The organism is Burkholderia sp. GbtcB21 (assembly GCF_019091065.1).
GTDB lineage: Bacteria > Pseudomonadota > Gammaproteobacteria > Burkholderiales > Burkholderiaceae > Burkholderia > Burkholderia pyrrocinia_C.
Map to the genome: position 1 here is coordinate 399,417 of NZ_JAGXKA010000004.1, position 21,291 is coordinate 420,707.

The 21,291-nt window shown below is 68.8% G+C and carries 16 protein-coding genes; 3 read left to right on the plus strand and 13 right to left on the minus strand.

All coding sequences use genetic code 11. The features are described 5' to 3' along the window. Positions 1–75: 75 nt before the first annotated feature. The 3 genes from KVT39_RS12765 (at position 76) to KVT39_RS12775 (ending at position 5,796) form a co-directional block, all read left to right on the plus strand. Complete coding sequence (locus KVT39_RS12765) at positions 76–2,973, plus strand: winged helix-turn-helix domain-containing protein (RefSeq protein ID WP_217589217.1); 2,898 nt, start codon at positions 76–78, stop codon at positions 2,971–2,973. A gap of 164 nt (positions 2,974–3,137) precedes the next feature. Further along, a complete protein-coding gene (locus KVT39_RS12770; protein WP_243566936.1) occupies positions 3,138–5,027 on the plus strand; it encodes an amidohydrolase in 1,890 nt (629 codons plus the stop codon). A 97-nt stretch (positions 5,028–5,124) separates the two neighbouring features. Beyond that, positions 5,125–5,796 carry a phosphohydrolase gene (locus KVT39_RS12775; protein ID WP_131949555.1) on the plus strand — a complete coding sequence of 224 codons (672 nt, stop codon included), beginning with the start codon at positions 5,125–5,127 and terminating at the stop codon, positions 5,794–5,796. Positions 5,797–5,874: 78 nt separating this feature from the next. Here KVT39_RS12775 and KVT39_RS12780 read toward each other — a convergent pair whose 3' ends face one another. The 13 genes from KVT39_RS12780 to KVT39_RS12840 all read right to left on the minus strand — a co-directional run bounded on the left by KVT39_RS12780 (position 5,875) and on the right by KVT39_RS12840 (position 21,161). After that, complete coding sequence (locus tag KVT39_RS12780) at positions 5,875–6,987, minus strand: alkene reductase (RefSeq protein WP_131949554.1); 1,113 nt, start codon at positions 6,985–6,987, stop codon at positions 5,875–5,877. A gap of 181 nt (positions 6,988–7,168) precedes the next feature. Continuing rightward, the gene (locus KVT39_RS12785; protein ID WP_217589219.1) at positions 7,169–8,386 is read right to left on the minus strand and encodes an MFS transporter; all 1,218 of its coding nucleotides are present in this window, start codon (positions 8,384–8,386) and stop codon (positions 7,169–7,171) included. Positions 8,387–9,016: 630 nt separating this feature from the next. Further along, on the minus strand, positions 9,017–9,934 hold the full coding sequence (locus tag KVT39_RS12790; RefSeq protein WP_034184382.1) for a LysR family transcriptional regulator: 918 nt from the start codon (positions 9,932–9,934) through the stop codon (positions 9,017–9,019). Between the two features lie 70 nt (positions 9,935–10,004). After that, complete coding sequence (locus KVT39_RS12795) at positions 10,005–12,266, minus strand: molybdopterin cofactor-binding domain-containing protein (protein ID WP_217589220.1); 2,262 nt, start codon at positions 12,264–12,266, stop codon at positions 10,005–10,007. Then, positions 12,266–12,766, minus strand: a complete 501-nt coding sequence (locus KVT39_RS12800; protein WP_105392436.1) for a (2Fe-2S)-binding protein — start codon at positions 12,764–12,766, stop codon at positions 12,266–12,268. The genes KVT39_RS12795 and KVT39_RS12800 overlap by 1 nt, the downstream gene beginning before the upstream one ends. Then, the gene (locus tag KVT39_RS12805; RefSeq protein ID WP_217589222.1) at positions 12,763–14,043 is read right to left on the minus strand and encodes a cytochrome c; all 1,281 of its coding nucleotides are present in this window, start codon (positions 14,041–14,043) and stop codon (positions 12,763–12,765) included. The genes KVT39_RS12800 and KVT39_RS12805 overlap by 4 nt, the downstream gene beginning before the upstream one ends. Before the next feature lie 412 nt (positions 14,044–14,455). Continuing rightward, positions 14,456–15,580: an FAD-dependent monooxygenase gene (locus KVT39_RS12810; RefSeq protein ID WP_217589223.1), complete on the minus strand. Its 1,125-nt coding sequence runs from the start codon at positions 15,578–15,580 to the stop codon at positions 14,456–14,458. A 166-nt stretch (positions 15,581–15,746) separates the two neighbouring features. After that, positions 15,747–16,880, minus strand: a complete 1,134-nt coding sequence (locus KVT39_RS12815; protein WP_217589224.1) for an amidohydrolase family protein — start codon at positions 16,878–16,880, stop codon at positions 15,747–15,749. Between the two features lie 40 nt (positions 16,881–16,920). Beyond that, the gene (locus KVT39_RS12820; RefSeq protein ID WP_217589225.1) at positions 16,921–18,555 is read right to left on the minus strand and encodes a cation acetate symporter; all 1,635 of its coding nucleotides are present in this window, start codon (positions 18,553–18,555) and stop codon (positions 16,921–16,923) included. After that, positions 18,552–18,911 (minus strand): DUF485 domain-containing protein, encoded by a 360-nt coding sequence (locus KVT39_RS12825; RefSeq protein WP_217589226.1) that lies wholly within the window; start codon positions 18,909–18,911, stop codon positions 18,552–18,554. Before KVT39_RS12825 ends, KVT39_RS12820 begins: the two co-directional genes overlap by 4 nt. A gap of 70 nt (positions 18,912–18,981) precedes the next feature. Further along, positions 18,982–20,208 (minus strand): FAD binding domain-containing protein, encoded by a 1,227-nt coding sequence (locus KVT39_RS12830; RefSeq protein ID WP_217589227.1) that lies wholly within the window; start codon positions 20,206–20,208, stop codon positions 18,982–18,984. 1 nt (position 20,209) lies between these two features. Next, positions 20,210–20,689, minus strand: coding sequence for a VOC family protein (locus tag KVT39_RS12835; protein WP_034184374.1), 480 nt, complete (start codon positions 20,687–20,689; stop codon positions 20,210–20,212). A gap of 199 nt (positions 20,690–20,888) precedes the next feature. After that, positions 20,889–21,161: a ubiquitin carboxyl-terminal hydrolase 14 gene (locus KVT39_RS12840; RefSeq protein ID WP_034184373.1), complete on the minus strand. Its 273-nt coding sequence runs from the start codon at positions 21,159–21,161 to the stop codon at positions 20,889–20,891. Positions 21,162–21,291: the final 130 nt, after the last annotated feature.

Here is a 21,291-nt window from a genome sequence, read left to right on the forward strand (position 1 = left end):
TGGCCGGGTGCGGACTCCCGCCCCGGTGAACCGTGCGTTCACATGGCGGTCATCGTGGGGAACCTGGAGGCGGCCATGATCCAGATCGGGCATTTGTCGGTGGATTTCGAGCAGCGCGACATTCGCCATCACGGCGCGTCGCTGCGGATCGGCGCACGCGCGCTCGACATCCTTGAAGTACTGCATCGCGCGAACGGTTCCGTCGTGTCGAAGGACGACATCATGGATGCCGTCTGGCCGGGCCTGATCGTCGAGGAAAACCGGCTGCAGGTCCATGTCGCGACGTTGCGCAAGGCACTGGGCGCGAACCGCGACCTGATCAAGACGGTGCCGGGCCGCGGCTACCTGCTGATCGCGCAGCCGCCGGTCGCGCACTCGGCGGCGCCGCGCGCGGCCGACTGTCCGCCCGAGGTTGCCGCTGCCTTTCATCCGGTTCCGCTGGTCGGACGTCAGGCCGAGATCGAGCAGATCGTCGACATGATCGGACGTGCGCCGGTCGTCACGCTGGTCGGTGCGGGCGGCATCGGCAAGACGAGCCTGGCCAACCGCGTCGTGCACGAGCTGCGCAGCCGATCCGGCGAGCGTGGCCTGTTCGTGGAGCTGGCCAGTGCCGCGACGCGCGACGACGTGCTGCTCGCGATTGCCGCGGAACTGGGGCTCGAGACGGACGGCGTGCCTGCCGCCGACCGCATCGGCGACGCATTCGCCGCTTCGCGCGGCCTGCTCGTGCTCGACAACGCGGAGCACGTCGTCGACCTGGTGGCCGACCTCGTCGAAACGCTGACGTCGCGCGCCGCGCCGCTGCGCGTGCTCGTGACGAGCCGCGAGCCGCTTCATATCTCGGTCGAAGCCGTGTTTCGCGTGGCCCCGCTGGCGGTGCCGGACGGCAGCGCGTCCGTCGACGAGATCGTGCGCCATTCGGCCGTCGAACTGTTTCTGGCGCGGATTCGTGCCGCCACGCCCGATTGCGAGGTCGACGCGGCCGGCGTCAGGCTGATCGGCGACATCTGCCGGCGCCTCGACGGGCTGCCGCTGGCGATCGAACTGGCCGCCGCGCGCGTCGCGACGCTCGGGCTCGAGGTGGTCGCGTCGCGTCTCGACGACCGGCTGAACCTGCTGACGGGCGGGCTGCGCTCGGCGCTGCCGCGCCACCAGACGCTGCGGGCGACGTTCGACTGGAGCTATGTGCTGCTGGATGCGGCCGCGCGGTCGCTGTTTCGTCGCATGGCGTGCTTCATCGGCCCGTTTACGTTCGATGCGGCCCGCGAGGTGGCGATGGACCCCGGCATGTCGGCCGCCGGGATGATCGCGGTGCTCGGCGAGCTGGTCGCGAAGTCGCTGGTGACCGTCGAGTTCGACGGCGCGCAGGCGCGCTACCGGTTGACGGAATCGACGCGCGCGTATGCGCTCGAGAAGCTGCACAACGAGGGCGAATTCGAAGCCGTCGCCGAGCGTCATGCGCGCTACGAACGCGAGCAGGGGGAAGCGCGGATGCTGACGCAGGCGCAAGCCGCGGACCTCGCGAGCCTGCGTCTCGCCGCGGGCGAGCCGGCGCCGGCACCGGGCGAGCCCGCGGCGGCCGAGCCGTACGCGCTGGAAGCGGACGCGCTGGCGCTCGCGTTGCGGGAGCCGGCGCGGATGCGCGAATGTTCGATATCGGCGAGGCGAGCGCTCGACGCAATCGAGGCCGGGGCGGCCGGGGGCATCGATGCGGCGCGCGAAATGCGCCTGCGCGCGGCCTATGCGGCGGCGCTGCTACATACCGACGGCGATACGCACACGGCCGCGGCGATGTGGGACCGGACGCTCGGTCTCGCGGGCCGGATCGGCGACGAGGCGTTCGACGCGCGTGCGCTGGTCGGGCTGTGGAACACGATGCTGACGCGCTCCGACATCCACGAATCGCTGCGCTACGCGACGCGCTTCGAGCGCGCCGCGGAGCGGCGGGGCGACCGGTCGCAGCGGCTGCTGGCGACCGCGATGGTTGCGACCTCGCTGCATTACTTCGGCGAGCATGCGCAGGCGCGCGAGCGGCTGGAGGCGGCGATGGCCGAACTGGCCGAGGTCGGCGAACCGTCCTGTGCAGAGGCGGCGCTCGGGATCGACGTCGCGACGCTCGGCCGGACGATGCTGACGCGGCTCGTGTGGATGCAGGGCGACCCGGAATATGCGATGCGACTGGCGGCGCAGGCGGTCGAATGCGCGCGCCGCAGCGATTCGGCGCCGGCGTTGTGCGTGGTGCTCGGCGCCGCGGCCGTGCCGATTGCATTGCGCTATGGCGATCACGACGTGATCTCCGATTATCTCGGGACGCTGCGATCGACCGCAGAGGCGAACGGGTTCGACGTCTGGCTCGGCCACGCGGAATGTCTTGCCGGGCAGTTCGACATGCAGACCGGGCACCCCGGTGCCGGTCTCGCGCGGCTCGAGCCCGCGCTGCGGCGCATCGAGGCGAGCGGCTTTCAGCGCACGCTCGCGCCGCTGATCGTCGCGTACGCGGAAGGGCTGACGCGCACGGGCCGCGCGGCCGAGGCATGCACGAAGCTCGACGCGACGCTCGCGCGCTGCCGCACGCACGGCGAGCACCTGTTCGTGCCCGAGCTGCTGCGCGCCAGGGGGCTCGCGATGCTCGAACAGGCACGCAGCGCCGATGCGGACCTCGCGATCGCCTGCGAAGCCGACGGGCATCGTCATCTGCTGATGGGGATCCATACCGCGAACGGGCAAGGGGCCGCGATGTGGGCGCTGCGCGGCACGCTCGATCTCGCCGATCACCTGATCGAGCGCGGGCGGACCGGGCAGGCTTCGTCGCTGCTGGCCAGTCTGTCAGGGTATTTCGATCCGCAATCGCGTGCGTTCGACGTGCGCCGGCTGGCGCGCGTGCAGAACTTCGTCCGGCCGGACACGACGCCGTCGACGGGCCGTACGCGGATGCGGCATGAGGCGGCGGATGCGATGCAGCAGGTGGCGTGACGGCGCGCCCGGCCCGCGCAGGACGCAGCCGCGCCATCGCGCCGCAGCCTGTCGGTCCGATCGATCAACGTTCAAGGGGAAGTGGATGGTCCGTGTATCGTCAATCCGGGTGCATGCCGCGTGCGGCCGTATGCCGGCTTTCGGCGCAAACAGGAGGCCGGACGGTGCTTAAGGCGACGGAATCCGCCGCAACGGCGGACCTCATCGTATGCAACGGCAAGATCGCGACGCAGGACGACCGGCAGTCGTTCGTGACCGCGCTCGCGGTGAAGGACGGCCGGATCCTCGCGACCGGCAGCGGGCACGAGGTGATGCGCCATGCGCGCGCCGACACGCTGCGCATCGACCTGAACGGCCGCACCGTGATCCCGGGGCTGAACGATTCGCACCTGCACGTGATCCGCGGCGGCCTGAACTTCAACCTGGAACTGCGCTGGGACGGCGTGCCGACGCTCGCCGATGCGCTCTGCATGCTGCGTCGCCAGGTGCTGCGCACGCCTGCGCCGCAGTGGGTGCGCGTCGTCGGCGGCTGGACCGAATTCCAGTTCGCGGAAAAGCGCGGGCCGACGGCGGCCGAGCTCAACGCGATCGCGCCCGACACGCCGGTCTTCATCATGCACCTGGGCGACAGCGCGCTGCTGAACGCAGCCGCGCTGCGCGCGATCGGCTATGGCCGCGATACGTCCGATCCGCCCGGCGGCGAAATCCAGCGCGATCGCCTCGGCAGGCCGACCGGCATGCTGATCGCGCGCCCGGACCTGGGCATCCTGCATGCGGCGCTCGAGAAGGGCCCGAAGCTCGGCTACGACGAGCAGATGAATTCGATGCGGCACTTCCTGCGTGAACTGAACCGCCTCGGCGTGACGAGCGCGATCGACGCGGGCGGCGATTTCCAGGCCTATCCGGACGACTATGGCGCGATCATGGCGCTCGCGAAGCGCGGCGAACTGACGGTGCGCATCGCCTACAGCCTGTTCGTGCAGCATGCCGGACAGGAACTCGACGATTACGCGCGATGGGTGACGCTGGCGCAGCCCGGCGACGGCGACGGGTTCCTGCGGATGAACGGCGCCGGCGAACTGCTGGTGTATTCGGCAGCCGATTTCGGGAATTTCCTCGAACCGCGCCCCGATCTGCCCGCCGCGCTCGAGGCTGAGCTGGCCGCGGTGGTGCGGCTGCTGGTGCGGCACCGCTGGCCGTTCCGGCTGCACGCGACCTACGACGAATCGATCGGCCGCTTCCTCAATGTGCTCGAAGCCGTGAACCGCGACATCCCGTTCGACGGGCTGCGCTGGTTCTTCGATCACTGCGAGACGATTTCGGATGCGAACATCGCGCGCATCGCCGCGCTCGGCGGCGGCGTGACGGTCCAGCACCGGATGGCGTTCCAGGGCGAGTACTTCATTGCGCGCTACGGCGCCGAAGCGGCCGCGCGCACGCCGCCGATCCGCGCGATGCTGGCGGCCGGGCTGCCGGTCGGCGCGGGCACCGATGCGACGCGCATCGCGAGCTACAACCCGTTCGTGTCGCTGTACTGGATGGTGTCCGGGCGCACCGTCGGCGGCACGGCGCTCTACCCCGAACGCAACCGGCTCAGCCGGATGGAAGCGCTGCGTCGCTATACGGTCGGCAGCGCATGGTTCTCGAACGAGGACGACCGCAAGGGCGCGCTGGTGCCCGGCCAGTATGCGGATTTTGCGGTGCTGACGGACGACTACTTCACGATCGACGACGCGCAGATCAAATCCTTGTCGTCGGTGCTGACGGTCGTCGGCGGCAAGGTCGTGCATGCGGACGACGAGTTCGCGCCGCTTGCGCCGCCGCCGCTGGCGGTCCGCCCCGCGTGGTCGCCGGTGGCCGAATTCGGCGGTGTCGGCGGATTCGGCCAGCGTCGTCCGGCCGCGCCGGCACAGCCGCGTGCGGCGGCCGACGCCGGCCCGGATGCCGGTTCCGTGCGCGGTTACGGGCGTCGTTTCGCGCAGTGCCTGCATGCGGCCGCGACAGAGTCCGTCAAGCAGTGCGAAGCATTCGGTCAACCCGGTGTCGTCTTTTAGGATGGCGTCGCTCAGCGGGCAGGCCGGGCGACCCCGGCGCGTGCCGCGCGATGAATGGATAATTTCCCGCCCCCGGCGCGGGGCAGAAGGAGACGAGATGAATTCTGCGCACACGTGCGCATCGGCCCATGACGAAGTCGCCGGCGTCCGCATTCCCCGGACGCCGATGGCGATCGAAGCCGCCGAAGCGGCATGCGCGTCGCTGCCGCAGGTGATCACCGACCACGCGTGCCGGGTGTTCGTTCTCGCGTCGCTTGCCGCGCGACGTGCCAGCGAGACCTGCGATGCCGATACGCTGTACGTGGCCGCGATGTACGCGAACATGGGCTTGAGCACCGCGTATGGCCGTTCGACCGAGCGCTACGAGCTCGACAGCGCCGATGCCGCGCAGGCGTTCCTGCTGCGCCATCAGACGTCGCAGCGCATGCGCGACGACGTGTGGCACGCGATCGCGCTGCATACGTCGCCCGGTGTGGCCGCACGCGTGTCGCCGCTCGCGCGCGTGCTGGCGTCCGCCGTATCGACCGACCTGATGGCAACCGGCGTCGACGCGTATTCGGCCGACGAGCGGCGGGCGCTGCTCGCCGCGTACCCGCGCGGCGACGGGTTCGGCGGCGCGTTCCTCGACGCGATCGCACGCGGGGTCGCGCACCGGCCGGCGTCGACGTTCGGCACGTGGAGCGCCGACGTGCTCGAGCGCGCCGATCCGGATTTTCACCGGCCGAACTTCTGCGGACGCGTGCTGGGCGCGCGCTGGAACGACGCGTGAGCGGGTCGGCACGACGGGTTCGACCGAGGTCGGCGACGGCCTGAGCGAGACCGCATCGGGCCGCCGCCGGAGCGGGGCTCAGGCCGCCCGGCTGGCCGCGTCGTGACGCGCATAGTCGACGTATCCCGCGCGGTCGCCGCCATACCAGCCGACCGGCTTCGGCGCGGCGAGCGGCGCATTCGCCGCAATGCGCTCGACGAGGTCGGGGTTCGCGATGTACGCGCGCGCAAACGCGACGAGATCGGCGTCGCCGGCATCGATCAGAGCGTTCGCGGCCTCCGGCGCAATGCCGCCGTTGACGATCAGCGTGCCGCCGAAGGTCTTGCGCGTGTTCTCGATGATGCGCGGCAGGTCGGGCTCGCCGCTCCAGCCGTTGGTGTCGGCCGCGTGCAGATAGGCGACGCCGGCTTCGTCGAGCATGCGGCCGACGTACGCGTACGTCGCGTCCGGATCCGCGTCGCGCACGTTGTTGTACTTCGCGTACGGCGAGATGCGCACGCCCACGCGGTCGAGCGGCATCACGCCGCCGACCGCGTCGACGATTTCCTCGAGGAAGCGCGCGCGGTTCGCGATCGAGCCGCCGTAACGGTCGTCGCGGCGGTTCAGCGTCGACGACAGGAACTGGTGCGGCAGGTAGCCGTTGGCCGCGTGGATCTCGACGCCGTCGAAGCCGGCCGCCATCGCGCGGATGGCCGCCTGGCGGAATTCGTCGACCGTCCCGGCGACTTCGTCCGTCGTCATCGCACGCGACGGCGTCGCGTGAATCTTCGTGTAATAGCCGTTCTGCAACTGCGCCCACACCTGCAGCTGCTCGAGATCGTCGTTGACGCCCGACGGCGACAGCGGCGCATCGCCGCCGAGCAGCGTCAGCGAGCTGACCCGGCCGCCGTGCCACAGCTGCGCGAAGATGCGGCCGCCGTTCGCGTGGACCGCGTCCGTGATCTGCTTCCAGCCGGCCGCCTGTTCGTCGGTGACGAGCCCCGGCGTCAGTTCGAACGATGCGGAGGCCGGGCTGACGTTGGTCGCTTCGGTCACGATCAGGCCGGCGGATGCGCGCTGCGCGTAGTACTCGGCCATGAGTTCGGTCGGCTGGCCGCGCGACGGCGCGCGCGAACGCGTCATCGGCCCCATCACGACACGGTTGGGAAGCGGCAGGCCGCGCAGATCGTAGTGGCTGAGCAGGGAAGACATGATGGATTCCTTTTGCGTGGAGCACGGCGGCGCCGCTTATCGTGCGATAGCGTCCGGTTGTAACCGGCGCAACGGCGGGCCCTGCGGAAAGTTCGGGAGTGACGCGGGTGACGTGCCGGCAGCGTTCCGGCGCGCAAATAGCCAGGTCGGGATTCGCGCGTGAACCGGTGCCGGCGCCGGTTCAGGACTGAGCGTGGCGTTCCGCGTGCGGACGGCCGATCACGAGGTAGTGTGCGAGCGCAACGATCGGGAACGCGCCGGCGACCGCGGCGACGAGCGGCCAGCCGCCATGCTCGTACAGCGGGCTCGCGAGTGCGGAGCCGATGGCGCCGCCGACGAAGATGCTCGTCATGTACAGCGCGTTCAGGCGGTTGCGGCTCGCCGCGTGCAGCGCGTAGATCTCGCGCTGGCCGAGCACCATGTTCATCTGCACCGCGAAATCGAGCACGATGCCCGTGACGACCAGGCCATACAGGCCGGCGCCATGGATCAGCGCGACCGCGTACGACAGTGCGCCGGCGACCAGCGCGATCAGCGTCGCCCGCACGGTATGGCCGGCATCCGCGAGGCGGCCCGCGACCGGCGCCGACGTCGCGCCGATCGCGCCGACGAGCGCGAACAGGCCGATGGCCGATTGCGACAGCCCGTAGTGACGCGTCAGCTCGACCGGCACGGCGGTCCAGAACAGGCTGAACGACGCGAACATCAGGCCCTGGTAGAACGCGCGATGGCGCAGCACCGGCATCGTGCGGACCAGATGCAGCAGCGAGCCGATCAGCTCGAAATAGGTCGCGCGATGATCGGGCTGGCGCGACGGGATCGTCAGCGCGAGCACGGCCGTCACGAGCGTCATCAGCACGGCGGCGGCCGCGAACACGAAGCGCCAGCCGAATGCGTCGGCCACGACGCTCGACAGCGGGCGCGCGAGCAGGATGCCGAGCAGCAGCCCGCTCATGATCGTGCCGACCACGCGGCCGCGCGAATGATCCGGCGCGAGGTGCGCGGCGAGCGGCACCAGGATCTGCACGGCGACGGAACTGAAGCCGACCAGCAGCGAAATCGCGAGGAACAGCCCGGGCGTCTGGACGACCGCGGCCGCCGCGAGGCTCGCGATCGACACGACGGCCGTGACGATCATCAGCTTGCGGTTCTCGAGCAGGTCGCCGAGCGGCACGATGAAGAACAGGCCGAGCGCATAGCCGATCTGCGTCAGCGACACGATGAGGCTCGCGGTTTCGCCGGACATGTGCAGGCTCGGCGCGATGAGTTCGGTGATCGGTTGCGCGTAGTACAGGTTCGCGACGATCGCGCCGCAACTGAACGCGAACAGCAGGATGAGGCCCTGCGTGAGCTTGGCCGCGTGCCCGTGGGGCGCGAGCGGGGTGGATTCTGCTGACATGGTCGACTCCTTGGAAAGAGATATCGGGTGCCCGTGCGTCGGGCGGGCGTTGCGATTGCCGTCGCGGCGAAACGGAAGCCGCCGCATTGCCGTCAAGATTATTGATCGATCGATAACAAGGGAATACGTCCGGGGCGCAATCGAGCATTGCGCGCCACGCAAAGGGGTCGGACCGGGCGCGGAGGCCGGCCGACGCGACGCGGCATGCGGCCGCCCGTGACGGGGTTCGCAACGCGGTTCGTGACGTGACATCGTGCGCACGGGGCGGCCGCGCCTGCGCGAGGGTGACCGTGTCGGCGAGGGGCTTCGGTATGTCGGATGCGATAGGGGCCCACGGCGTGCAGGCCGCGTTGCCGGGGAGCGCGATGCGGCCGCCGGCAACGCCGGGCCGAGGACTTCGAAGACGGCCTGGACGGACGCTGCGGCGGTCGCGATCTTCATGATGCGCCTCTCGAAACGGGCTCCCGGCGCGGATATCGCGGATCGCGAAGCCCGATGAGACCAGTCTGGATCGACAGCGCTGAATAGTCCTGAACGCCGTCTTAAATCACGTGATTCATGCGGCGCGCGCGGTGGCGAGGAGGATCGGATTCAAAAGCGGGATTCAACGGCGGGCTTCAACGACGAGTATCAACAGCGCTTGCCCTGCAGCGTCGGAATCTCCGCGAACAGCCCCGCGAGCCAGTCGACGAAGACCTTGAGCTTGACGGGCGTATGCCGATTGGGCGGATACAGGATCGAGATCGGCCGGGGCGGCGGGTTGAAATCGGTCAGCACCTCGCGCAGGCGCCCCGATTTCAGATACGGCTCGACCAGGTACAGCGAGGTCTTGATCAGGCCGATCCCCGCGACGCCGCACTCGATGTAGGTGTCGGCGTCGTTGACCGCGACCGTGCCGCACATCTGCACGATGCGCGCTTCGCCGTCGACGACATAGTCCCACGGCCGCGGGCGGCCCGTATCGGCCGAGATGTGGCTGACCGCGATGTGCTGCGCGAGATCGTCCACCGTTTCGGGTGCGCCGCATCGTTCGAGATACGTGGGGGACGCGCAGGTGCAGGTGGTCAGGCTGCCGATCCGCTTCGCGACCAGCCCCGAATCGTCGAGCGCGCCGATCCGCACCACGCAGTCGACGCCTTCGCCGACGAGGTCGATCTGGCGATCGGTCACGCCGAGCTCGACCATGATGCCCGGATGGGCGGCGAGAAATTCGGGCAGCGCGGGCACCATGATCTGCTTTGCCATGGCCGGCGGCAGGTTCACCTTCAGGCGGCCGCGCGGCACGTTGCGCGCTTGCGATACCGATGCCTCCATGTCGTCGATCTCGCGCAGCACCGCGACCGAGCGTTCGTAGTACGCCTGCCCGTCCTCGGTGAGCGAGATCCGGCGCGTGGTGCGGTTCAGCAGCCGGCAGCCGAGATGCTGTTCGAGCGCGCTCAGCAGAGCGGACACGCGCGGCGTCGTCAGGCCAGTCGTGTCGGACGCGCGCGTGAAGCTGCCTGTCTCGACGATGCGCGTAAACACGCGCATTGAAAGCAAGGTATCCATCGTTCCGAAATCTCCAGCCTGTTTATTGCCCGCGCCGGTTCATGCCGGCGCGATGTGTCGTGTGATGCCGCTATGCGTCGATGCGTTTCCTGAGCGCGTCGCCCGCAAACGGCATCTCGCGCAGGCGCTGGCCGGTCGCGTCGAAGATCGCGTTGGCGAGCGCGCCGGCGGTCGGTCCCATCGACGCCTCGGCCGCGCCGAGGAACGGCGCGCCGGGACGATTGATCAGATTGACCCGCACGCTTTGCGGCGCGGCCGAGAAGCGCAGGATCGGATAGCTGCTCCAGTCGAAGCTGCGCACGCGCTGCGTATCGTATTTCAGCGCCTCGTACAGCGTCCAGCTCGCGGACTGGATGATACCGCCCTCGATCTGGTTGCGAATGCCGTCCGGCGACACGATCTGGCCAGCGTCGACGGCCGCTTCCGCACGTTCGAGCGTCACCTGGCCGGTTTCCGGCACGACCGACACCTCGACCGCAATCGCGACGTAGGCCATCAGGTTCTTGTATTTGCCGAAGGCGAAGCCGACGCCGCGGTTGCGTTCGCGCGGCGGCCGCGGCCAGCCGAATTTCGTCGCGGCGAGCTTGATCACCTGGCTCGCGCGGTGATCCTGCATGTGACGCAGCCGGAATTCGACAGGATCGACGCCGGCCGCGTGCGCGAGCTCGTCCATGAAGCTTTCGATCGCCCAGACGTTCGTGTGCGCGCCGAGCGAGCGCATCGCCGACGTCTGCAGCGGCATCGTCGGCGAGAAGTTGTTGACGATGTGCATGTTCGGCAGCGCATACAGCGGGATCGCGTTGCGGTCGCCGCCGCCCTCGGGCTGCAGCATCGGCGTCGACGGCGCGGGCACGAACGGCGGTTCGAGCATGCGCGCGGGCAGCAGCCGGCCGGCGTTGACGATCCGCTCGTTGTGCGAACTGCTCCACAGCGCGTAGTTCCAGTCGACGATGCGGCCGCTCGCGTCGAGCGACGCGTTGAGCTCGGTGACCATCGCCGGCGTGAAGTGGTCCCACGTATGCTCCTGTTCGCGCATCCACTGGACGCGGATCGGCTTGCCGGGCATCGCGGCCGCGATCAGCGCCGCATGCGCGGCCACGTCGTCCGCGCCGTTGTGCCCGTAGCAGCCGGAGCCCTCGGTATGGATGCAGCGCACGCTCGCCTTCGGCATCGACAGCATCTCGGCGAGCGCGTCGCGCAGCGGGTAGACGCCTTGCGAGTGGGTCCACACGGTCAGCGTGCCGTTCTCGAGATGCGCGACCGAGCAGGACGGCCCGATCGAGCCGTGCAGCAGGTAGTTCTTCAGGAACGTGGCGGACAGCGTTTTCGTCGCCGGCGCGGTTTGCGCATGCGTATTGGCGATCTCGATGCGCTGCGTCGAGATTCGTTTCAGGTCCTCGTGAACCGTGTTGCGATCGGGCAGCGCCCGGCCGGGCGACCAGCGGCAGCCGGCGGCCAGCGCGCGCTGCGCGACGACCGCCTGCCATTCGCCCTGCGCGACCACCGCAAGCATGCTGCCGTTGCGCACGATCCGCACGACACCCGGCATCTTCAGGATCGCGGCTTCGTCGAACGACAGCAGCTTCGCATCGTACACCGGCGGCATCACGACGCGCGCATGCAGCATGCCGGGCAGCGTCATGTCCTGCACGTAGCTGACGCCGCCCGTGACCTTGTTCGGAATGTCGACGCGCGGCAGCGACGTGCCGATCACGGCGAACGTCGCGGGACTCTTCAGCGGCGACGTCGGCGTCGCGTTGCGATGCAGGTCGACGGTGCGGACCGCATCGCCGTAGCGCATCGTGCGGCCGTCCGGCGCCTTGATGACCGCGTCGGCGACGGTGAGCAGGCGCGCCTCGACGCCGAACTGCTTCGCGGCGCCGTCGACCAGCAGCCCGCGCACCTGCGCGGCGGCGTTCAGCAGCGCGGAGCCGCTGTCCGCCATCGTGTGGCTGCCGGCCGTCAATCCCTCGTCCGGCGACGCGCCGGTGTCGGCGGTCAGGAACGTGATCAGCGAGGGCTTCATGTTCAGCTCCTCGGCGGCCACCTGCAGCAACGCGGTGCGCACGCCGGTGCCGAGCTCGACCTTGCCCGTGAACACGGTGACCTTGCCGTCGGGCGCGATCTTGATCCACGCGTCCAGCAGCGGATTGGTCTTCAGGCTGCCGGCCAGCGTTTCGGTAGCCTTGGCCACGTGGACGGCGGCGCCTTCGTCCGCGATCACGACCTCGGCGGCGGCGCGCGCGGCCGGTGCGAGGCTGAACGCGACGAACAGCGCGCCGGAAACCATGAAGTGCCGGCGGCCTTCGTCGATATCGTCGGGTGGGTTCATCAGAGTCCCTTGCTGATCGTGACGGGAGCGGCGGCCGGTTCCGGGTCCGGCAGGCCCGCGACCTGGCGCACGGCCGCCAGGATCCGCATGTGGGTGCCGCAACGGCACAGATTCGGTTCCATGTGCGTGCGCAGCTCGTGTTCGGTGGGTTTCGGCTTGCGTTCCAGCAGCGCTTGCGCGCGCATGATCATGCCCGCGATGCAATAACCGCACTGCGCCGCCTGATGCTCGATGAACGCTTGCTGAAGCTTGCCCGGATGCTCGGCGGTGCCGAGGCTCTCGAGGGTCCTGACGCGGCGCTCGCCGACCGCGGCGACCGGGATCAGGCACGAGAACATCGGCTTGTCGTCGACGATCACGGTGCACGCGCCGCATTGCCCGAGGCCGCAGCCGAACTTCGCGCCGTGCAGGTGCAGGTCGTTGCGCAGCGCGTAAAGGAGCGGCGTGGACGGATCGATGTCGAGCGTGTGCCGCACGCCATTCACGGTGAGGGTGATCATCGCGCGCTGTCCTCCTTTCTGAGTTTCGCGGCCAGGGTGTCGATGCCGCTCCATGCGGGGCGATCGGTGTACGTTTCGCGGAGGTAGGCGGCGAGGTCCGCGATCTGCGCGTCGTCGTACTGGTCGAGGTAAGACGGCATGTAGTTCAGCGTGTCCTCGCCGTGCCAGCCGATCCCGTTGAGCATCATCTGGATCGCGTTGCGCGGCGTGTCGGCGGCGACCGCCGTGCTGAATGCGAGCGTCGGCCGTTCGCCGATCGACTGCATCGGCGATGCAGGCCCGTGGCACTGCGCGCACGACGCCTGGAACAGCACCGCGCCGCGTTGGCCGGCCGGCGTCGTCGCATGGCGTTCGGCGGCGGTCGTCGCAGGCCGTGCGGCGGCCGGCTTCTGGATCGACAGTATGTAGGCCGCGATGGCTTCGACATCCTCGACCGGCACCGTCGCGAGATCGCGTGTGACGGGGAGCATCGGTCCGGCGGCCGCGCCGTGCTCGCTCGCGCGGCCGGTGCGCAGGTACGTGACGAGTTGCGCCTGCGTCCACGGCCGCACCGCGTTGCCGAGCGTATTGAGCGGCGGCGCTTCCCAGCCGTCGACGATGCCGCCGTCGAATGCCTTGCCCGACTGTTCGCCGCCGATCGCATTCAACGGCGAATGGCAGGACGCGCAGTGGCCGAGGCCGTCGACGAGCAGCTTGCCGCGATTCCATTGCGCGGATTGCGACGGGTCCGGCCGGTACGCGCCTTCGCGCAGGAACAGCACGTTCCAGAACGCGACCAGCGGCCGGAAGTTGAGCGGGAAGATCAGGTCGTTCGCCGGCGTCTTCGTTCGAACCGGCTCGCGGGTCATCAGGTACGCGTACGCAGCTGCGATGTCGTCGTCGGACATCCGCGTGAAGTGAATGTACGGAAAGGCCGGGTAGAGCGGATGGCCATCGCGGGCGATGCCGCTGCGCAGCGCACGCGCGAACGCGTCACGCGACCAGCGGCCGATGCCGGTGTCGGCATCCGGCGTGATGTTGGTCGCGTAGATCGTGCCGAACGGCGTCGCGAGCGGCAGCCCGCCCGCGAACGGCTTGCCGTCCTTCGCGGTGTGGCAGACGACGCAATCGCCGAGCGCGACCACGCGCGCGCCGGCCTTGATCAGTTGCGGATCGAACGATGCGCGGGCAGGCGGATCGATCGGCGCGATCGACGGCCGAACCATGATGCCGATCGCGACCGCCAGGCCGGCGATCGCGATGCCTGCCGCACCGAACCAGAGTCGTTTGTGCTTCATGCGCGCTCCACGTGAACCGGTTCGCCCGGCGTCATTCGATTGGCGGGGCAGTAGACGGCGTGTCGGACGCGCGCGTTCGCATGACGATCGCGCGCGGCACCGCGGATCAGGTTGGCGCGACAGGCGGACCGGCCGGTGCGGCCCGGCTTGCGCGTGCTCGCGACGGACGTTCCGGTCGGCGCCGGATGGCGGCACGGCACCGCCGATCGATTCGGCGATGACAAGCCTGTCCGGCGGCAGCGATTCGCGGTGGAGATCATGTCGTTACTCCAGGGGATGACTGCGCGCGGACGATTTGCCTGCGCGGCGGATGATGGGGGGCAGTCTACGCGGGCGCCGACGCTATTTCCTGAAGCTGCGCTGAAACGTTCTGAACACCCGCATGCTGCATTCCGGCGCCCGCGCACATGCGTCAGCGCGGCGTGCCGAGGCCGAACGACGCGGCAAGTTGCGGACCCTTGTCGAGCAACGAGGTCACTTCCTCCCGCCGCCGGGCCGACCATGACGCCAGGCGCTCGACGACATCGGTCGCGTCCGCCGGCAGCGCTTCGGCGAGCGATACGGCATCGCTCGCCGCCTTCGACGTGCCGGATGCCGTATGAGGGCGCACGGTGCAGGCCGCGTCGCCGATCAGCGCGACACGGCCGTCGACGAAAGCGGGGCTCAACGCATCGAAAATCGCCTGGTTGAACGGCGCGCGCGTCGCGAGCACCAGTTGCGACAGGGAAGCAGGCAAGCGTTCGCCGGCGAGTTGCCGCAGCGTCGCGACGGTGTCGTCGGCAAGCTGCCCCGGATGCACGGACGCATGGTGAACGTGGCCGTCCCGATCCGTCAGGTGCCGGCGCAGCGCATCCGGATCGGCTTCGTTGCGATACCACAGCCAGTTGAAGCGGCGCGTGCCCGGCGCGAGCGAGCCGTCGAGCGCGGGAATCAGGAACGCCATGAACAGTTCGCCGGGCGCCTTGTGAAGCGTCATGTTCTCGACCAGCGATGCGATCGATGCGGCGTCGAATTCGGCTTCGTCGACGATGCCGCGCCATGCGAGATAACCGGCAAACGACGGCGCATAGCCGGGGAAGAGGTGCGCGCGCAGGTTCGAGCCGGAGCCGTCGGCGGCAATCAGCACATCCGCGCGGATGCGTTCGTCTGCGAGGTATACGTCGACGCCGTCCACGTCCTGGGCGAAGCCGGTGACCGTGCGGCCGTAATGGATGCGCCCGCGCGGCAGCGTCTCGCACAGCGAGCGGTAGACGGCATCCCATGACGAAAACGGCAGCATTTCGGGTTCGTCGCGCGTGACGACGCCGTCGCGATCGATCCAGCGCCGCCGGTGCGTCGGCACGCTGATCGTCTGGCGGCAATGCCGGCCATGCCGTTCGAGAAACGCCATCATGCGCCGCAGCACGGCCACGCCGCCGCCCCGGCCGCGCAGCGGCGTCGGCGAGCGCTCGCAGACCATGACGTCGTGTCCGATGCAATCGAGCGTCAGCGCGGCCGCGAGACCCGCGATCGATCCGCCTGCAATGACTATCTTCATCGTGCGTGATTCCCGTGTTCGGCCGGCGGCGTGCGTTGCCGGCCGGCCGTCGTGATGCGTGGCGTTGCATGCCGGCCCTCACCGGCTGGCCGGATGATGCCATGTGCGGCAACGGCCTGCGCCGACGGTGCAATGGGTCGAAAATTTTCATATGCCTGCTTGCCCGCTAGATCCCGAGCAGCTTGCCCGCATTGCCGCCGAGGATCATCGAACGCTGTTCCGCCGTCAGGTCGAGGCGGTCGAGAAAGCGGACCGGCTGCTCGTAGCCCATGTCGAAGCAGTAGTCGCTGCCGAGTACGAGCCGGTCCGCCCCGACGTTCTCGATCAGGAAGTTCAGCACGGGCCCCGAATGGGACACCGTGTCGTAGCTGAAGCGCCGCAGATAGCTGCTGGGCTTTTGCGCGAGCCGGCGCGTTTCGGGGCGGGCGGTCCAGCCCGCGTCGAGGCGCCCGACGAGGATCGGCAGCGCGCCGCCCGCATGCGGCAACGTGACGTGCAGGTTCGGGTGGCGGTCGAGCACGCCGCCCAGGATCAGGTGCGAGCCCGCGATCGCCGTATCGAACGGATTGCCGAGCAGGTTGCTCAGGTAGAAATCGCCGAGCCTGGCGCCGCCGACCGTTTGCTGCGGATGCAGGAACACGGGCAGGCCCAGTTGCTCGATGCGCGCGAACACCGGCGCGAACAGCGGATCGTCGAGATCGCGGTTGTCGATGTTGGTGCCCATGTACACGCCGCGCACGCCGGGCAACTGCGCCGCGCGCTCGAGTTCGTCGATCGCATCGGTCGCGTTCAGCATCGGCAGCGTCGCGAGTACGACGAACCGCGTCGGGTGCCGCCGGTAGACGCGCGATGCGGCCGAATTCCAGTCGCGCGCGAGCTTCGCGTTGAACGGCCGGTCGCCCCAGTACGCCATCGGCACGCTGAGCGACAGCGCCTGGACGTCGACGCCGGACGCATCCATGTCCTTGAGCCGCGCGTCGACGTCGATGAACTTCATCGGCAGCGGCCCGAGGCCGCCGGCGGGCGTCCGGAACGTGAACGACGCATCGTCGCACGCGAACGAGCCGCCAAAGCGCTTGCCTTCGCCGCCGACCAGATCGCAAAAGCTTTCAGGGTAGTAGTGCGCGTGGATGTCGATCGAGCGCGGCCGATGCCGCGGCACGGCGGTCGAGGCGACCGGTGCGCTCGCGGTGTCGGCTGCGGATGCGGTGCGTCCGGCGACGGCCGTGCCGGCGAGCGCGGCCAGCGCGCCGAGCAGGCGGCGCCGTGCCGGCGACATGCAGCAGGTGCAATTCAACATGGTGTCTCCCACGGGATATCGTTTTTTCGGGGCGTGCGGCTCAGCCGCGTTGCGTCATGCCCATTTCGCAGGCGACGAGCTGCGTGTCGAACTGCTCGCGTTCTCGTTGCGCACGGGCTGAGCGGTCGGTGACGGAGAACAGGACGACGCCGGCGAATGCCGCCGCCATCGAGAACAGCGCCGGATATTCGTACGGATAGACCGCATGCGCATGACCGAGCACCTGCACCCAGACGGTCGGGCTCAGCACGGTGAGCGTCACGGCGGTGGCGAGCCCGGTCAGGCCGCCCAGTACCGCGCCGCGCGTCGTCAGGCCGCGCCAGTAGATCGAGAGCAGCAGCACGGGAAAGTTCGAGCTTGCCGCGATCGAGAACGTGAGGCTGACGATGAACGCGATGTTCTGCTTTTCGAATGCGATGCCGAGCAGGATCGCGAGCACGCCGAGCACCAGGGTCGTCCCGCGCGCCACGCGCATTTCCTCTTGATCCGAAGCGCGGCCGCGACGCAGCACGTTCGCATACAGGTCGTGCGAGATCGCCGACGAACCCGCGAGCGTCAGTCCGGCGACCACGGCCAGGATGGTCGAGAATGCGACCGCGCAGATGAAGCCGAGGAACACGTCGCCGCCGACCGCATGCGCGAGGTGGATCGCCACCATGTTCGCGCCGCCCGCGATCGCGCCGGATGCGTCGCGGTACTGCGGGTCCGACGCGACGAGCGCGATGGTGCCGAAGCCGATGATGACGATCAGCACATAGCCGGCGCCGACGATGCCGGTCGCATAGAGGATGCTCTTGCGGGCCGCGTTGACGTCGCCGACCGTGAAGAAGCGCATCAGGATGTGCGGCAGGCCGGCCGTGCCGAAGATCAGCGCGAGGCCGAGCGACACGGCCGAGACCGGATCGGATACCAGGCCGCCGGGGCGCATGATCGCCGCATGTTTCGGATGCACGAGAATCGCCTGCGCGAACAGCGCATCGAGGCTGAAGCCGAAACGGCTCAGCACCATGATCGCCATGAAGGCCGCACCGGCGAGCAGCAGCACGGCCTTGATGATCTGGATCCAGGTCGTCGCCAGCATGCCGCCGAAGAACACGTAGACGACCATCAGCACGCCGACGATCAGCACCGCGACCGTGTAGTTCAGGCCGAACAGCAGCTCGACCAGCTTGCCCGCGCCGACCATCTGCGACACGAGGTACAGCAGCACGATGACGATCGAGCTCGACGCCGCGAATGCGCGGATCGGCCGTTGCCGGAGGCGATAGGACACGACGTCGGCGAGCGTGTACTTGCCGAGATTGCGCAGCGGCTCGGCGATCAGGAACAGGATGATCGGCCAGCTCGCGAGGAAGCCGACCGAATAGATCAGGCCGTCGTAGCCGCTCGTGAAAACCAGCGCGGAGATGCCGAGCAGCGACGCCGCCGACATGTAGTCGCCGGCGATCGCCCAGCCGTTCTGGAACGCGGTGATCTTGCCGCCCGCGGCGTAGTGGTCGGCCACGCTGTGGTTCTTGCGCGCGGCCCAGCGCGTGATGAAAAGCGTCGAAGCGACGAACAGCAGGAACATGCCGATCGCGACCGGATTGTGCCCGTGCGCGAGCGTTGTGGGGCCGGCCGCGAACGCAGGTGCCGAGCCGATGGTGGCGATCGATGCGATGAGCAGGCGTTTCATTGATCGCCTCCGTGACGAATGGATGCGACGATCGTGTCGTACACCGAATTGGCCCGATACACGTAAAGCGCGACCAGCGCGAACGTGACGACGAACATGCCGAACCCGACCGGGATGCCCCACGGGGTCGGCCGGCCCGGCACGATCGGCTGTCCGAGCAGCGTCGGCGAAAACGCGAGCATCAGGATGAACGCGAAATAGAGGGTGAGCATGACGAGCGTCAGCGACCAGGCGAACAGCCTTCTGCGCCTGACGAGATCGCGAAAGCGGGCATCGCGCAGCAGCGGGTGCGTGGCCTGTGCCGGCGCGTCCAGGTCGGGCGCGGTGCCGGCGGCAGCCGGAATCGGGTGGTTCACGGTGTCTCCTTCTGGTTTGGGTATCCGGGCAGCGGGCGCGGCGCGTCTCGCACGCGGCGCCCGCCCGCGCTCAGAAATGCGGCGGAACGGCGGTTTCCCGCATCACGACTTCCGGCGTGCGATAGCGCTCGGCCATTGCGCGCTCGGTGTCGTTTTTCAGTTGCGCCTGCATGTAGGCGCCGAGGTGGCGCGCATGCTGCACGATCGCGGCACCGAAGGCCGTACGCGTTTCGCTGTATTCGCACAATGCGTCGAGCGTGTCGGTGCGCGTGGCGAGTGCGGTGACGAGCGCGAGCGCATCGCCGGCAGCTTTCGTGACGCCCATCCCGCAATGCGGCCGCGCGACGAACGCGGCGTCGCCGAGCAGCGCGATCCGGCCGAACGCCATGTTCGGCACTTCGAGGTCGTAGATCGGCTGGAACAGCGGCTGCGTCGCACGCGCCACCACCTCGGCGAACTGTGGCGCAAGCAATGCATGAGCCGCGTCTTCCATGTCGTCGAGGACGTCGCGGCGGATCAGCGTCGGCGGAATGCCGCCCGCCCACAGCTTGCCGGTCTCGTCGGTCAGCAGGTTCGGCAGGTCGGTGTCTTCGCGGGTCGCGCGATACCAGACGAAGTTGTAGCGGCGCTCGCCGGGTTTCGTACTGTTGCCCTGGCCGGCGACCGGATAGCCGAGGATCTGCTCGTGCGGCGGCAGGCCGAACGCGAATTTATCGAACAGCGTCGCGTGGGTCGCGTCCGACAGGCCGGCTTCGTCGACCAGCCCGCGCCACGCGACGTAGCCCGCGTACTGCAACCGCGCATCCGGCAGGAATTTTTCGCGGATCGCGGAGCGGAATCCGTCGGCCGCGATCACGAGATCCGCGTGCACGACCGAGCCGTCGGACAACGTGACCGATGCGCGATCCGGCCCGTCCGCGACATCGGCGACGACGGCGCCCGAGTGGTAATGCTGGTCGGGCAGTGCCGCGCGCAGCACGTGGTACATCTTGCTCCACGCGGTCAGCGTCTGCGGCAGCCCGCGTTCCGACGCCACGCTGCCGTCCCTGGCCAGCGTGATGCGCGATTCGACCTTCACGCCGATCGATTCGTCGATGCGCACGCCCGCGGCGAGCATCACGTCGAACAGTTCCGGGTGCGTGACGATGCCGGCGCCGCGGCCCGAGAGCGCCTCGGGCACGCGTTCGAACACGTCCACGTCCCAGCCGTTGCGCAGCAGGAGATTCGCGGCGAACAGGCCGCCCAGCGAGCCGCCGATGATGGCGGCCTTGCGGTTCGTCGAAGTGCTGTCGTTCATGTCAGTCTCCGTGGGTGTCGCCGGCCGAGGCCGCGGCGGGTAGTTCCAGGCCGGCGACCTCGGCGGCAGGGTAGTTGAGCTCGATCGTCACGCCGGACGGATCCTCGATGAAGACCTGGTGCAGCCCGAGGCTCGGCACCGTGCGGTCGCGCCACGCGATGCCTTCCGCGCGCAGCGTGTTCCACATCGCTTCGACGCCGGTCGCGAGGAACGCGATGTGGTCGACGGTGCCGGTGCCCGTTGCGGGCAGGTCCTTGTCGCCGAGATAGGCCGCGAGCCCGTCGGGGTTGGCCGGATCGACGCCGATGATGTGGACCGTGCCGTAATCGGCTTCGTCGCCGCCCTTGTAGAGCCACGCGCCGGGAAAGTCGAACGGCGGGCGATAGCCGCGCTTGAAGCCGAGCACACGTTCGTAGAAGCGGCACGATTTCTCGAGATCGAGTGTGCGGATCGAGTAGTGCGCGAGTCTGGATACGGGCATGGGAGACTCCTTGTTTATCGATAGATAAGTTATCGTTCGATAAACTATAGCCGAAAAGATCGGCATGACAAAGCCGCGATCGAACGGTGTTAACCCGCGGTCCGGAAAGGTGCCGGATCGATGTCGACAAGTGGGGGCGACGGGCGTCCCGGCGTGGGACACGGGCACGCGCGAGCGCCGGATCCCGGCGCGCGGCGCGTTACGACGCGATCTCGCCGGCCATCACGTCGTCCGCATAGCACCAGACCCAGCGCTCGCCGGGTTCGATCGAACGCGCGAGCGGGTGGCCGGTTTCGTGAAAATGCCGGCTTGCGTGACGATTCGGCGACGAGTCGCAACAGCCGACGTGCCCGCATGTCAGGCACAGGCGCAAATGCACCCACTGGCTGCCGGACTTCACGCATTCCTCGCAGTAGTCCTTGTCGGTGGTCAGGATGCGTGCTTCGCCGAGATGGGTGCAGGTCGTGGTCATCTTCCGCTCCGATGCCGGCGCCGGAGATCGCTCGCAGCGCGGCCGGCGCGAAGCTGCAAGCGGGGTTGGATACGCTGCATTGTGGACGGTCGTGTCGCGCGCGGACCTTAATTCTTATTAAGCATGTCAC

Excerpts from the sequence above, each read along its gene's own strand:
- KVT39_RS12780 (WP_131949554.1), bottom strand. The coding sequence starts at position 6,987 with ATGTCTTCCCTGCTCAGCCACTACGATCTGCGCGGCCTGCCGCTTCCC.
- KVT39_RS12830 (WP_217589227.1), bottom strand. The coding sequence starts at position 20,208 with ATGAACGACAGCACTTCGACGAACCGCAAGGCCGCCATCATCGGCGGC.
- KVT39_RS12800 (WP_105392436.1), bottom strand. The coding sequence starts at position 12,766 with ATGATCACCCTCACCGTGAATGGCGTGCGGCACACGCTCGACATCGAT.
- KVT39_RS12765 (WP_217589217.1), top strand. The coding sequence starts at position 76 with ATGATCCAGATCGGGCATTTGTCGGTGGATTTCGAGCAGCGCGACATT.
- KVT39_RS12790 (WP_034184382.1), bottom strand. The coding sequence starts at position 9,934 with ATGGATACCTTGCTTTCAATGCGCGTGTTTACGCGCATCGTCGAGACA.
- KVT39_RS12775 (WP_131949555.1), top strand. The coding sequence starts at position 5,125 with ATGAATTCTGCGCACACGTGCGCATCGGCCCATGACGAAGTCGCCGGC.
- KVT39_RS12835 (WP_034184374.1), bottom strand. The coding sequence starts at position 20,689 with ATGCCCGTATCCAGACTCGCGCACTACTCGATCCGCACACTCGATCTC.
- KVT39_RS12840 (WP_034184373.1), bottom strand. The coding sequence starts at position 21,161 with ATGACCACGACCTGCACCCATCTCGGCGAAGCACGCATCCTGACCACC.
- KVT39_RS12810 (WP_217589223.1), bottom strand. The coding sequence starts at position 15,580 with ATGAAGATAGTCATTGCAGGCGGATCGATCGCGGGTCTCGCGGCCGCG.
- KVT39_RS12820 (WP_217589225.1), bottom strand. The coding sequence starts at position 18,555 with ATGAAACGCCTGCTCATCGCATCGATCGCCACCATCGGCTCGGCACCT.
- KVT39_RS12815 (WP_217589224.1), bottom strand. The coding sequence starts at position 16,880 with ATGTTGAATTGCACCTGCTGCATGTCGCCGGCACGGCGCCGCCTGCTC.
- KVT39_RS12785 (WP_217589219.1), bottom strand. The coding sequence starts at position 8,386 with ATGTCAGCAGAATCCACCCCGCTCGCGCCCCACGGGCACGCGGCCAAG.
- KVT39_RS12795 (WP_217589220.1), bottom strand. The coding sequence starts at position 12,266 with ATGAACCCACCCGACGATATCGACGAAGGCCGCCGGCACTTCATGGTT.
- KVT39_RS12805 (WP_217589222.1), bottom strand. The coding sequence starts at position 14,043 with ATGAAGCACAAACGACTCTGGTTCGGTGCGGCAGGCATCGCGATCGCC.